The organism is Micromonospora sp. NPDC048986, assembly GCF_040649335.1.
GTDB lineage: Bacteria > Actinomycetota > Actinomycetes > Mycobacteriales > Micromonosporaceae > Micromonospora > Micromonospora alfalfae.
In genome coordinates, this window is record NZ_JBEZFJ010000014.1 from 182,840 (window position 1) to 195,258 (window position 12,419).

Genomic DNA, 12,419 nt, shown 5'->3' on the forward strand with positions numbered 1-12,419 from the left:
CCGCCGACCCGGCGGCCATCTCCCGCGCGTAGCTCCATCCACGCGGCCGCCATTGAGGCGGTCGCCGGATCTCCCGGCCGAGGGGCCGCCCCAGGGCGGCACCCAGCCCGACGGAGACTCCGATGACCCACCTGACCGACCTGCTCGCCGCCGTCGCGCGCGGCGTCGACCCCGGCCCCTTCGCGCTGCTGCGCCGCGGGGGCGCTGACGAACTGGACCTGTTCACCGGCCCGGTCGACACAGTCGACGTGCTCGCCGACCTCCCGCTGCCGGCGGGCCCGCCCGGGGCGCGGACGCTGGCCCTGGTGCCGTACCGGCAGATCACCGAACGCGGCTTCGCCTGCGTCGACGACGCCGCCCCGTTGGAGTTCCTCCAGGTCCGCGAGCACCAACGGATCACGCTGACCGACGTCCTCGCCGCGCTGCCCGACGAGCCGGTGCGCACCACCGACGCCGGCTTCGACGTCAGCGACGAGGAGTACGCGCGCACCGTGCAGCGGGTGCTGTCCGAGGAGATCGGCCGCGGTGAGGGCGCGAACTTCGTCATCCACCGCGCCCTGAACGCCACGGTGCAGGGCCCGCCGCTGGGGGCCGCGCTGGCCGCACTGCGGCGGCTGCTGATCGCCGAACGGGGCGCGTACTGGACGTTCGTGGTGCACACCGGCACCCGGACGCTGGTCGGCGCCAGCCCGGAGCGGCACGTCAGCGTCGACGACGGACTGGTGATGATGAACCCGATCAGCGGCACCTTCCGCTGCCCCGGTGGCGTCGCGGACCGGGGGGCCCTGCTGCGCTTCCTCGCCGATGAGAAGGAGACCGAGGAGCTGTACATGGTGCTCGACGAGGAGCTGAAGATGATGGCCACGGTCGCCGAGCACGGTGGGCAGGTGATCGGGCCGTACCTGAAGGAGATGTCGCACCTGGCGCACACCGAGTACCTGCTCGCCGGGCGGGGCACCCGCGACGTGCGGGAGGTGCTGCGCGAGACGATGTTCGCCCCCACCGTCACCGGCAGCCCGATCGAGAACGCCTGCCGGGTGATCGCCCGGCACGAACGCCGGGGCCGGGGCTACTACGGGGGCGTGCTGGCGCTGCTCGGCCACGACGAGGCCGGCCGGCAGACGCTCGACGCCCCGATCCTGATCCGGACCGCCGAGATCTCTCCCGCCGGCCGACTGCGGGTGCCGGTCGGCGCGACCCTGGTCCGGCACTCGACGGCGGCCGGCGAGGTGGCCGAGACGCACGCCAAGGCCGCCGGGGTGCTGTCCGCGCTCGGCCTCGGGCCGGCGGCGTCCGTCGGCGACCGCGGGCCGGTCGCGCGGCTGGCCGACGACCCGGCGGTACGCGACGCGCTGGCCGCCCGCAACGCGCCGCTGGCCCGGTTCTGGCTGGACCAGCGGTCCCCGGACGCGCCCGGACTGCCCGGGCTGGTCGGCCGCCGGGTGTTGATCGTGGACGCCGAGGACACCTTCACCGGAATGCTGGCCCACCAACTGAGCGCGTTGGGTCTCGCGGTGACCACCCGCGCGTGGCACGCGAGCGGCCCGGTCGACGACTACGACCTGGTGGTCGCCGGTCCCGGGCCGGGTGACCCGGGCAGCCCGGACGAGCCGAAGATGCTGGCGCTGCGGAAGCTGTTGACCGGGCTGCTGACCACCGGCCGTCCCACCCTCGCCGTCTGCCTCGGCCATCAGGTGCTGGCCGGGCTGCTGGGGTTGACGCTGCACCGCCGGGACGCCCCCTATCAGGGGTTGCAGCGGGAGGTGCCGGTGTTCGGCCGCACCCGCCGGGTCGGGTTCTACTCGACGTTCACCGCCCGCGCCGAGGCCGACCGGCTGGCCACCGTGTACGGGCCGGTGGAGCTGGCCCGGGACCCGGGCGACGGCGCCGTGCACGCCCTGCGGGGGCGCGGCTTCGCCGGGGTGCAGTTCCACGCGGAGTCGGTGCTCAGCCCGGACGGTCTCGCCGTGCTCGGCGAGTTGCTGACCGAGTTGCTGCCCGCGTCCCGTCCGGATGAGGTGTCCGCGACGCGCGGAGGCGCATAGTCGCCGCCGCCCCGGGGTAGGGCTGGATGGACCGGTGGCGTGGACGGGCCGAGAGCCCCCGCCCGCGTCACCGGTCGCCCTCGGGGTCAGGCGGTCAGGCGGCCAGGCCCGCCTTCAGCGCGGCACCCATCTGCACGGCCCGTCGGGCGGTGAGCGCGCAGGCCCCGAGCGCCACCGCGTCCGGGGCGATCTCCCCGTTGTTGCTGGTGTGCGAGGGGCCGTACGGGTTGCCGGCGATGAACTGGCTGGTGTCGGTGTAACCGGGGGTGACCACCACACCGCCCCAGTGGTAGAAGACGTTGAAGAGCGAGGTCAGCGTGGTCTCCTGACCGCCGTGCGAGGTCGCCGTCGAGGTGAAGGCGGAGTAGACCTTGTTGGCCAGCGCACCCTGCGCCCAGAGCGGGCCGGTGGTGTCGATGAACTGCTTGAGCTGCGCCGCGACCATGCCGTACCGGGTCGGTGCGCCGAGTATCACCACGTCGGCCCAGGCCAGGTCGTCGACCATCGCCTCGGGCACGTCCTGGGTCTCCAGGCGGTGCGCCTGCCAGCCGGAGTTGGAGCGGATCGCCTCGTCCGGCGCCAACTCGCGCACCTTGCGCAGGCGCACGTCGGCACCGGCGTCCCCAGCAGCCTCACACACGGCCTGCGCCATCTGGTACGTGATGCCGGTGGCGCTGTAGTAGATCACCGCTACCTTGGTCTGGGCAGCCATCAGAGTGTCCCCTTCTCGTCGCGGATCAGCTCCCGCGACTACCCGCTGTGGGCGCGCTCTAACGACAGCGCCGGCGCCCGGCTACCGGTCCGCCGGCTCAAGTTTTCCGCAACTTCCCGGTCGTTCCGGCCCGACGTCAGGCGCGGACGACGATCCTGATGCCATCGGTGCCGGCGGGATCGAGCCGCCGCCCCGCACCGGGCACCTGAACGGGGGATCGCGCTCCGCCGGCAACGGCGCTGGCGTAGCGCGATCAGGGGACGATCACCGCTCCCGCGCCCCGGCTCAGCGGACCAGGGTCGCCATCAGCCGGTCCAGCTCGGCCGCCGGGTCGACGGTGAGACCGGTGTGCACCGGCCCCGTCTGGATCATCGTGCTGCGCGGCGCGGCCAGCCAGTGGAACCGCTCACCGAGGCGCATCCGGGTCGCCGGCCCGTCACCGGAGCAGGTCCGGTCCCAGGAGTCGAGCACCGCTGCCACCGCGGGCAGGTCGACGTCGGGCGCCAGCGCCCGAACCCGGTCGGCGTCCAGGTGTGTCCGCGCGGCCAGGAAGTCGCGCTGCTGGCAGTAGAGCAACACCCCGACGTTGATCTGCTCACCGCGCTCGATGCGGGGTACGAGCCGGATCAGCGCGTACTCGAAGGGTTGCCTCATGCCCCGCTCCCCGATGGCAGCCAGTCGGCCGTGCGGGCGACCCGGCGGATCAGGTGATCCAGGTACGCGCCGCGCGCCGCGTCGGCCGTCTCGAAGTCGGCGGCGGTCAACCACTCCCCCGGCACCAGGGCCAGCACCTCGGTGAGCAGCTCCGGGGTGACCTGGGGGGCCAGCTCGGCGTCGGCCTCGGCCAGCCGCGACGCGAACGGCGCCAGCACGTGATCCTCCGCGCGGTAGGGCCGGTGCACAGCGGCCTCGGCGCGCGGCCAGTTGTGGTGGAAGTACAGGGAGGCGCCGTGGTCGATCAGCCACAGCTCCCGGTGCCAGACGAGCAGGTTCGGATTGCGCCAACTCCGGTCGACGTTCTCCACGTACGCGTCGAACCAGAGCACCCGGGAGGCCAGCGCCGGGTCGACGGGGTGCGCCACCGGGTCGAAGCCCAGCGCCCCGGGCAGGAAGTCCATCCCGAGGTTGGCGCCGCCGCTGCTGCGCAGCAGCTCCTGCACCTCCTGGTCAGGCTCGGCCCGCCCGATCACCGGGTCGATGTCGAGAACCACCAGCGGCGGCACCCGCAACCCCAACCGGCGTGCCAGCTCACCGCAGATCACCTCGGCGATCAGCGCCTTGGGCCCCTGCCCGGCACCACGGAACTTCGCCACGTAGGTGCCCAGGTCGGCGGCCTCCACCACGCCCGGCAGCGACCCACCCTCGCGCAGCGGGGTGACGTAACGGATCGCGGTGACCTGGCGGAGCACGCCGCCCACCCTACTGTGGCCGGCCGGGACGGGTGGCGGGCCGGCCCAGACCGGCCCGCGCGGCTCAGTCGAGCTTGTCGCGCAGCTTGTCGACCTGGGTCTGTAGGCGGTCCACCGCGTTCTCGTTGTTGACGAACGTGGTGATGCCCGCGGCCAGACCGAGCCCGATCAGCACGGCCAGGATGCTGAGCACCAGGCCGCCGATCGACACGCCACGACCGGTGACCCCGGGTCGGCGCGCCATCTTGAGGCCGACGATGCCGAGGATGATCCCGATGATGCCGAGCACCAACCCCAGCCAGGCGAGGATCGCCGTCAACACGCTGAACAGACCGGCCACTCCGAACACCAGGGCGAAGGTCGCCGCGGCGCTCGTCTTCGCGCGCGCGTCCCCCCGATGGCCACGGGACCCGGCCGTTACGCCGGCGCCCCGCGCCGGCTCGCTTGCGGCAGTCATGAGATTCCCTTCCGTACGCGCGGCGCGCGCACTTCCGGCGAGCCGCATTCCCCCGACGACCGCCGTTACGCCTTCCCACCAGCAGGAGTGTCGGTGGTCGGCCCTAGGCTGGCCGCCCGACCAGGAAGAGGAGCGCCCGATGCCTGTCGACCTCAGCGCGGCCGACGCGCTGGCGCTGCGGATGACCAGCCTGCTGCTGCGGCCGCACCCGAGCGCCCGCCCCGGCACCGTCGCCGAGGTGGTCGAGTGGTTCGGCGCGATGCAGGCACAGGATCTGGCCAGCGGGCTGTGGTCGCTGGGCGCCCGGCTACCCGGTCGCAGCGTCACCGACGTGCAGGCCGCGTTGGAGCGGCGTGAGGCGCTGCGCACCTGGCCGATGCGGGGCACCGTGCACCTCGTCCCGTCCGCCGACGCCCGCTGGATGCTGGAGCTGACCGGCGTACGATCCCTGGCCGGCGTGGCGACCCGGCGGACGCAGCTCGGCCTCACCGAAGCCGACGCGGACCGGGCGGTGGAGGTGCTCGGCGCCGCATTGGCCGGCGGCGGTCGACTCACCCGCGCGCAGTGCCTGGCCACCCTGCGGGAGGCTGGCCTGGGCACCGACGGGCAACGTGGCTACCACCTGCTGTGGTATGCGAGCGTTCGCGGCGTGACCTGCGTGGCGCCGAACGTCGGCACCGACCAGACCTTCGCCCTGCTCGACGAGTGGGCGCCCACGTCCCACCGGCTGGAGCGGGACGAGGCGCTGGCAGTGCTCGCCCACCGCTACGTTCGCGGGCACGGGCCGGTCACCGACCGTGAGTTCGCCGGGTGGAGCGGCCTCACACTGACCGACGCACGGCGCGGCCTGGTCGCCGCCGGCGACGCGCTGAGCACGGTACGCGTCGACGGCACCGCGATGTACGTCGACGCCAGCCTGGCCGATGTGCCACGCACCGCGCCGGACGACGTGTTTGCGCTGCCCGGCTTCGACGAGTATCTGCTCGGTTTCCGGGACCGCACGCTGATGCTCGACCCCGCCCACCAGGCGGCCGTGGTGCCAGGCAACAACGGCATCTTCCAGGCCACGGTGGTCCGCGCCGGTCGTGTGGTGGGCGTGTGGAAGCGCAAGGTAGGCCGCACCGCGGTCACCGTGACGATCCGGCCGCTCACGACGCTCGACGTCGCCGCGCGGGCCCAGGTGGAGCAGGCGCTCGGGCGTTACGCCGACTTCCTCGGGCTGCCGGCCCGCTTCGACTGGCTGACCTGACCCGGCGGCGTCACTGCTTCGGCGGTGCCGGGTCGGCCGGTCGTGGGCGGGCGGCGCTGAGCAGGTCGACGATCCGGGCCACCCGGGGGTCCGCGCGGATCTGCGCCACGCTGGCCGGCAGCGGCAGTCGCCAGTTCGGATACTCGTCCACAGTGCCCGGCATGTTGGGTTGGCGCACCTCGCCCAGCACGTCGTAGAGGGAGACGCCGAGCAGGCGGGTCGGGCTGGCCGCCAGCGCGGCGTGCATAGCCACCACCACGTCGCCGTCGTCGGGCGTCGTCGCCGGTTCAGCCGACTCGGATCCCGGCGTCGGCTCGGGCAGCAGGTTCTCGGCAGCCAACATCGTGAGCAGCCGGTCCCGATCGGCGGCGGCGCGGGCCCGTTCCACAGCCACGTCGGTGCCGAGCAGCTTCAGCTCGTCGCGCACCCGCACGTGCTCACCGGTCAGGAAGCCCGGCGCGGTGGGCAGGTCGTGGGTGGAGATGGTGGCGAGGGCGTTGCGCGGCCACCGGGCCGGTGGGACGAAATCGCCGGCCTCGTCGCGGGCGAACCACAGCACTGTCGAGCCGAGCATGTTGCGCCCCCGCAACCCTCGGGTCACCGCCGGTTGGACCGTGCCGAGATCCTCACCGACCACCACCGCGCCGGCCCGGTGCGCCTCCAACGCGAGGATGCCCAGCATCGCCTCGGCGTCGTAGCGCACGTAGGTGCCCTCGGCCGCACCGCCGCCCGGCGGCACCCACCACAGTCGCCACAGGCCGGCGACGTGGTCGACCCGCAGGCCACCCGCGTGCCGCAGGACGCGGCGCAGCATGTCCCGGTAGGCGGCGTAACCGGTGGCGGCGAGCCGGTCCGGGCGCCACGCGGCGAGCCCCCAGTCCTGGCCGAGCTGGTTGAAGTCGTCCGGTGGCGCGCCGACCCGCACGCCCTGGGCCAGCACGTCGGCGAGCTGCCACCCGTCCGCGCCGCCGGGGTCGATGCCGACAGCCAGGTCGTGCACGACACCGACCGGCATCCCCGCCGAGCGGGCCGCCGCAGTGACGGCGTCGAGCTGCTCGTCGCAGAGGTGTTGCAGCCAGGCGTGGAAGGTGACCCGGTCGGCGAGGCGCCGGCGCTGCTCGGCGACCGCCGGGGCGTCCGGGTGGTGTAGTTCCGCCGGCCAGGCCCGCCAGTCGTTGCCGTGCCGCTCGGCGAGCGCGCACCAGGTGGCGAAGCTGGTCAGCGCCGGGTCAGCGGCAAGGTCCACCGGCTGGGCGTACGCGTGCAGCAACTCCAGGGCGCGTCGCTTGGCGGCCCACACCTCGTCGTAGTCGATCAGAGGCCCCCGGTCCGGACGCAACGCGTCGACCACCGCCCGGGTCGCCGGGTCCGCCGCCCGGTACGCGGCGGTGTCACTGACCCGCAGGTAGAGCGGATTGACGAAGCGTCGACTGGCGGGCGAATACGGTGAGGTGGCCACCGGGTGCGCCGGCCCGACCGCGTGCAGCGGGTTGAGCAGCACCAGCCCCGCCCCGCTGGCACCGGCCCACCCGGTGAAGTCGGCGAGGTCACCGAGGTCACCCATGCCCCAGGAACGCTCCGAGGTGAGCGCGTAGAGCTGGAGCATCCATCCCCAGCTCGACGGCGGCACCGGCAGCCGGCGCGGCACCACCACCAGTGTCACCTCGCGGTCGGCGCAGGCGAGCCGGTGCCAACCCAACGGCAGGTCCGCCGGCAGCTCACCGTCGACAGCGCGACGGCCACCGTCCTCCAGGGTCACCACCCCCGGGCCGGGCAGCGCACGGCCGCGACCGTGGGTGAGCACCAGCGTCTCCGGCAGGGCGCTGCGGTCGACCGCACGGGCGGCGGTGAGCGCGTCGGTGATCGCCGACGGGCTGGTGGCGTCCACGCCGAGCAGCCCCAGCACACCCACCACGGTCTCCGGTGCGACAGCGACGCGGCGGTGCCGCCAATCCTCGTACCAGGTGGAAACACCGTGCGCGTTGGCCAGCGCGGCCAATCGTCGGTTCATCCCGCCCCCCGCTTCACGACGCGACCTGCACCCACCCTGCCACGCCCACCCAAACCCCGCAGAACACGTCACCCCCGCGCCCCGCCGTGCCCGCCCCCGCCCCGCCGATCTTGCACTTACTGTCCCGACACAAGCGGCGTTCCACCTGTATCGACAACCGAAAGTGCAAGATCGGCGCGTGCTGGGCGTCAGTCGGCGAGAGCGCCGGCGGCTCGGCCCTCGTGCAGGGTCAGGTTGCGGCCGTTGGCCGGGTCGAACAGGTGGATCTTCTCCAGGTTGAACCAGACCCGCCGCGTCTGCCCCTCGGCGACCGGGGACTCGGCGGACAACCGGGTCACCAGGTTGCCGCCGGCGCCGGCGAAGTCGGCGGCGCCCGCGTCGGCGGCCAGCTCCTCCAGCTCGGCGGCGCTGGCCTTCTCACCCTCGACGGTGAAGTAGACGTACTTGTCCGAGCCCATCGACTCGACGATGTCCACCGGCGCCTCGAACTCCATGCCCCGCCGACGGGTGTCGTCGTCGACCAGTTCGGCGTCCTCGAAGTGCTCGGGCCGGATGCCGAGGATCAGCTCGCGGGGCGCGTCGGCCGCCTCCAACTCCCGGCGGACCCGGTCACCGAGCGGCACCGCGCCCAGGGCGGTGTGCAGCTCGCCGTCCTGCACGGCGGCGTGCAGGAAGTTCATCGACGGCGAGCCGATGAAGCCGGCCACGAAGAGGTTCTTCGGGTGGTCGTACAGCTCCTGCGGCGGCCCGACCTGCTGCACCGCGCCCCCGCGCATGATCACCACGCGGTCGCCGAGGGTCATCGCCTCGGTCTGGTCGTGGGTGACGTAGACGGTGGTGGTGCCGAGCTGCTTCTGCAGGCGGGACACCACCGTGCGCATCTGCACCCGCAGCTTGGCGTCGAGGTTGGACAACGGCTCGTCCATCAGGAACGCCTTCGGCTGGCGGACGATCGCCCGGCCCATCGCCACCCGCTGACGCTGGCCACCGGAGAGGTTGGCCGGCTTGCGGTCCAGCAGCGAGGTCAGCTCGAGCACCTTCGCCGCCTCGTCGACCTTGCGGTCGATGGTCTCCTTGTCGAGCTTCGCCAGCCGCAGCGGGAACGCCATGTTCTCCCGCACTGTCATGTTCGGGTACAGCGCGTACGACTGGAACACCATGGCGATGTCCCGGTCCCGGGGGGCCTTGTCGTTGACCCGCTGCCCGGCGATGCGCAGCTCACCGGAGCTGATGTCCTCCAGCCCGGCGATCATGTTGAGGGTGGTGGACTTGCCGCAGCCCGAGGGCCCGACCAGGATCACGAACTCGCCGTCGGCGATCTCCAGGTCGACGTCCTGCACGGCCACGGTCCCGTCGGGGAAGCTCTTGCTCACCTTGTCCAGCACGATGTCAGCCATGACTACCCACCTATCCCTTGACCGCGCCGGAGGTCAGACCGGACACGATGCGACGCTGGAAGAAGAGAACGAACAGGATGATCGGAACGGTGATCACCACGGCGGCGGCGCAGATCGCCCCGGTTGGGTCCTCGAACTGCGACGCGCCGGTGAAGAACGACAACGCGGCCGGCACCGTGCGGGACCGCTCGGTCGAGGTCAGCGAGATGGCGAACAGGAAGTCGTTCCAGCAGAAGATGAAGACCAGGATCGCCGTGGTGAACAGACCGGGCGCCGCCAGTGGCGCGATCACCCGCCGGAACGCCTGCCCCTGGGTGGCGCCGTCCATCTTCGCTGCCTTCTCCAGATCCCACGGGATCTGCTTGAAGAACGCCGACAGCGTGTAGATCGCCAGCGGCAGCGCGAAGGTGATGTACGGCAGGATCAGCCCGAGCCAGGTGTCGAAGATCTTGAGCTGACGTTCGATCTCGAACAGCGGCGACACCAGTGACACCTGCGGGAACATCGCGATCAGCAGGGAGACGCCGACCAGCAGCTTCTTACCGGGGAAGTCCAGCCGGCTGATCGCGTACGCGGCCATCGCGCCGAGCACCACAGCGATCAGCGTGGCGATCAGCGCGACGCCGATCGAGTTGACCAGCGCCCGGACGAACTGGTCGGTGTCGAAGATGGTCCGGTAGTTGTCCAGCGTCCATTCCCGGGGGATGAAGTTCCCGTCGGTGAGGGTGGCCGGCGTCTTGAACGACAGCGAGGCGATCCACAGCACCGGGACCAGCGCGAAGACGACCACGAGGACGTCGAGCAGACCCCAGCGCAGCTTTGCCCTGGTAGTGGTTTCGACAGCCATGTCAGCGCCTCTCTCCGTCGTCGCTGCCCGGAGCAGCGGTGCCGAACAGCTTCACGAAGACGAAGGCGATGATCGCCACGGTGATGAAGATCAGCACCGACATCGTCGACCCGATGCCGAGGTTGAGGCCCCGGATCAGGTTGTTGTAGGCGAGCATCGACACCGACGACGTCTCGTTGCCTCCGGCGGTCAACACGAAGATGTTGTCGAAGACCCGGAACGCGTCAAGGGTGCGGAACAGCAACGCGACAAGGATCGCCGGCTTCATCACCGGCAGCATCACCTTCGTGAACTTCTGCCAGGCGGTCGCGCCGTCGGTGGAGGCCGCCTTGAGCAGGTCCTCCGGGACCAGCGCCAGGCCGGCCATCAGCAGCAGCGCCATGAACGGGGTGGTCTTCCAGATCTCCGCCAGCATGATGATCGCCAGGGAGCTGGCCCGTTCGGTGAGCGGCGCGCCGTCGCTGAACAGGTCGGCCAGGTAGCCGGTGCCGGGCGTCCAGGCGTACCGCCAGGAGAACGCGGCGACCACTGTGACGATCCCGTACGGGATCAGCGCCGAGGTCCGGACCAGGCCGCGCCCGACCAGGGTGCGGTGCATGATGATCGCCAGGCCCATGCCGAGCACCAGCTCGACGGCGACGGTGACCACCGTGATCAGCATGGTCACCCCGAACGCGGTCCACCAGAACTCGTTGGTGAGCACGGTGACGTAGTTCTCCAGCCCGATGAACTCACGCTGGTCGGGGAAGCGCAGGTCGAAGCGCTGCAACGACAGCCAGACCGAGTAGATGATCGGGTACGCGGTCACCGCGATCATGACCAGCGCGGCCGGCGCGCAGAGCAGCAGACCGAGCCGGCGTTCGGCCTTCTTGTTCTCGCTCAATGGGGGCTTACGACGACCGTCGCGCTGGGTGGGCACGGTGGCGCGCTGGCCGTCGGTCCGTTCCGGCGTCTCGGTGCTGGCGGGCCGGGTCATGGCAGGACCCCCTTGGACTGGAGGGCGTCGGCGATGGCGCCGCGAAGCTCGTCGGCGGTCTGCTGCGGGCGGATCCCGGACGGCGGCGACAGGATCGCCGACATCACTGTGGAGATGCTCTGGTAGGCGGGGGTCAGCGGACGCGTCGCCGGCTCCTTCAGCTCCTCCAGAATGGTGTCCTTCATCGGGTACGCCTCGGTCATCTCCGGGTCGTCGAAGACCGCCTCGATGGTCGGGGGCACACCGTCGTTGATGGCGGAGAACTTCTGGTGCTCGGCGCTGCGGATGCACCGGGCCGCCTCGAAGGACTGCCCCGGGTGCTTGGAGTAGGAGCTGACGGCGAGGTTGACCCCACCGATGGTGACCTTGCTGGGGGTGCTCTCGTCGATGCCCGGAATCCGAGCCCAGCCGACCTGCTTGGCCAGCTCCGGGTTCGCCTCCTGAAGTGCCGGGTAGACGAACGGCCAGTTCACCTGGAACGCGCCAGCGCCGGACTGGAACTCCAGCCGGACCGGGTCCTCGGTGGCGTTGCTGAACGACGGCGAGGTGACGCCCGACGTGGCGAACTTCTTCAGCTGCTCCAACGCCCGGACAGTGCCGTCGTCCATCACTGCCTTCTTGCCGTCGTCGCTGAGGATCTTGCCACCGGCGCTCTCGGCCAGAGTGTTGTAGAGGACGACAAGACCCTCGTACTGCGCGCCCATGGTGAGCACCTGGTACGGCTTGCCCTGGTCCTTGAGCTGCTGGGCCGCGCTGATCATCTGGTCCCAGGTGGTCGGCGGCTGAGGCACCAGGTCCTTGCGGTACCAGAGCAACTGGACGTTGGTGTTCTTCGGTGCCGCGTACAACTTGTCCTCGTACCGGGCGGTGTCCAACGGCCCGGCGAGGGTGCCCTGCTCGATTTCGGCCTTGTCCTGGCCGGTCCATTCGCGGATCCAGTCGGCGCTGGCGAACTCCTGGGTCCAGGTGACGTCCAGCCCGAGCAGGTCCATTCCGCTGTCCTCGGCGGCCAGCCGGCGCACCATCTGCACCCGCTGGTCGTCGGCCTGCCGGGGCAGCACCCGGTAGGCGATCTCGTACCGTCCCTGGGCCTGCGCGTTGCAGTCGTCGACGACCTTCTGCAGGTTCTGCTCGGGCGGGTAGTACAGGTTGATCGTCGGTGGGCCACCGGCGTCGTCAGCGCCGCACGCGGCCAGCGGCGCGACGAGTGCCAGCGCGGCAGCCGCAGCGCCCAGCCGAACAACCGGCCGGCGTTGGTGTCGAGCCGTTTCGGGGTCCGTCATCGCCCTCCCCCTCTCCTCGGCGAAAGACCGGGG

At 71.6% G+C, this 12,419-nt stretch carries 11 protein-coding genes; 2 read left to right on the forward strand and 9 right to left on the reverse strand.

The window, feature by feature from the left end; translation table 11 throughout:
- Positions 1-122 precede the first annotated feature (122 nt).
- Positions 123-2,045, forward strand: a complete 1,923-nt coding sequence (locus AB0B94_RS26255; protein ID WP_357285720.1) for an anthranilate synthase family protein — start codon at positions 123-125, stop codon at positions 2,043-2,045.
- Positions 2,046-2,139: 94 nt separating this feature from the next.
- Here AB0B94_RS26255 and wrbA read toward each other — a convergent pair whose 3' ends face one another.
- The 4 genes from wrbA to AB0B94_RS26275 form a co-directional block, all read right to left on the reverse strand.
- Positions 2,140-2,757, reverse strand: coding sequence for an NAD(P)H:quinone oxidoreductase (gene wrbA / locus AB0B94_RS26260; protein WP_091404121.1), 618 nt, complete (start codon positions 2,755-2,757; stop codon positions 2,140-2,142).
- 285 nt (positions 2,758-3,042) lie between these two features.
- Positions 3,043-3,411: a DUF3037 domain-containing protein gene (locus tag AB0B94_RS26265; protein ID WP_091404117.1), complete on the reverse strand. Its 369-nt coding sequence runs from the start codon at positions 3,409-3,411 to the stop codon at positions 3,043-3,045.
- Complete coding sequence (locus AB0B94_RS26270; protein ID WP_357285724.1) at positions 3,408-4,166, reverse strand: HipA family kinase; 759 nt, start codon at positions 4,164-4,166, stop codon at positions 3,408-3,410. Before AB0B94_RS26270 ends, AB0B94_RS26265 begins: the two co-directional genes overlap by 4 nt.
- A gap of 64 nt (positions 4,167-4,230) precedes the next feature.
- Positions 4,231-4,623, reverse strand: a complete 393-nt coding sequence (locus AB0B94_RS26275; protein ID WP_357285728.1) for a hypothetical protein — start codon at positions 4,621-4,623, stop codon at positions 4,231-4,233.
- 139 nt (positions 4,624-4,762) lie between these two features.
- Here AB0B94_RS26275 and AB0B94_RS26280 point away from each other — a divergent pair, with 139 nt between their 5' ends.
- Positions 4,763-5,872, forward strand: coding sequence for a winged helix DNA-binding domain-containing protein (locus tag AB0B94_RS26280; RefSeq protein WP_357285731.1), 1,110 nt, complete (start codon positions 4,763-4,765; stop codon positions 5,870-5,872).
- Positions 5,873-5,882: 10 nt separating this feature from the next.
- Here the strand turns inward: AB0B94_RS26280 and malQ are convergent, their stop codons facing one another.
- The 5 genes from malQ to AB0B94_RS26305 all read right to left on the reverse strand — a co-directional run bounded on the left by malQ (position 5,883) and on the right by AB0B94_RS26305 (position 12,386).
- Positions 5,883-7,883 carry a 4-alpha-glucanotransferase gene (malQ, locus tag AB0B94_RS26285; protein WP_357285734.1) on the reverse strand — a complete coding sequence of 667 codons (2,001 nt, stop codon included), beginning with the start codon at positions 7,881-7,883 and terminating at the stop codon, positions 5,883-5,885.
- Between the two features lie 188 nt (positions 7,884-8,071).
- Entirely contained in the window at positions 8,072-9,280 is a 1,209-nt protein-coding gene (ugpC, locus tag AB0B94_RS26290; RefSeq protein WP_357285737.1) for a sn-glycerol-3-phosphate ABC transporter ATP-binding protein UgpC, read from the reverse strand.
- A 10-nt stretch (positions 9,281-9,290) separates the two neighbouring features.
- Positions 9,291-10,127 (reverse strand): carbohydrate ABC transporter permease, encoded by an 837-nt coding sequence (locus AB0B94_RS26295; protein WP_350853661.1) that lies wholly within the window; start codon positions 10,125-10,127, stop codon positions 9,291-9,293.
- Between the two features lies 1 nt (position 10,128).
- Positions 10,129-11,103 carry a sugar ABC transporter permease gene (locus tag AB0B94_RS26300; RefSeq protein ID WP_357285741.1) on the reverse strand — a complete coding sequence of 325 codons (975 nt, stop codon included), beginning with the start codon at positions 11,101-11,103 and terminating at the stop codon, positions 10,129-10,131.
- Positions 11,100-12,386 carry an ABC transporter substrate-binding protein gene (locus AB0B94_RS26305; protein WP_357285745.1) on the reverse strand — a complete coding sequence of 429 codons (1,287 nt, stop codon included), beginning with the start codon at positions 12,384-12,386 and terminating at the stop codon, positions 11,100-11,102. Before AB0B94_RS26305 ends, AB0B94_RS26300 begins: the two co-directional genes overlap by 4 nt.
- Positions 12,387-12,419: the final 33 nt, after the last annotated feature.

Coding starts and splice junctions, on each gene's coding strand:
- AB0B94_RS26255 (WP_357285720.1), top strand. CDS start 123: ATGACCCACCTGACCGACCTGCTCGCCGCCGTCGCGCGCGGCGTCGAC.
- wrbA (WP_091404121.1), bottom strand. CDS start 2,757: ATGGCTGCCCAGACCAAGGTAGCGGTGATCTACTACAGCGCCACCGGC.
- AB0B94_RS26265 (WP_091404117.1), bottom strand. CDS start 3,411: ATGAGGCAACCCTTCGAGTACGCGCTGATCCGGCTCGTACCCCGCATC.
- AB0B94_RS26275 (WP_357285728.1), bottom strand. CDS start 4,623: ATGACTGCCGCAAGCGAGCCGGCGCGGGGCGCCGGCGTAACGGCCGGG.
- AB0B94_RS26280 (WP_357285731.1), top strand. CDS start 4,763: ATGCCTGTCGACCTCAGCGCGGCCGACGCGCTGGCGCTGCGGATGACC.
- malQ (WP_357285734.1), bottom strand. CDS start 7,883: ATGAACCGACGATTGGCCGCGCTGGCCAACGCGCACGGTGTTTCCACC.
- ugpC (WP_357285737.1), bottom strand. CDS start 9,280: ATGGCTGACATCGTGCTGGACAAGGTGAGCAAGAGCTTCCCCGACGGG.
- AB0B94_RS26295 (WP_350853661.1), bottom strand. CDS start 10,127: ATGGCTGTCGAAACCACTACCAGGGCAAAGCTGCGCTGGGGTCTGCTC.
- AB0B94_RS26300 (WP_357285741.1), bottom strand. CDS start 11,103: ATGACCCGGCCCGCCAGCACCGAGACGCCGGAACGGACCGACGGCCAG.
- AB0B94_RS26305 (WP_357285745.1), bottom strand. CDS start 12,386: ATGACGGACCCCGAAACGGCTCGACACCAACGCCGGCCGGTTGTTCGG.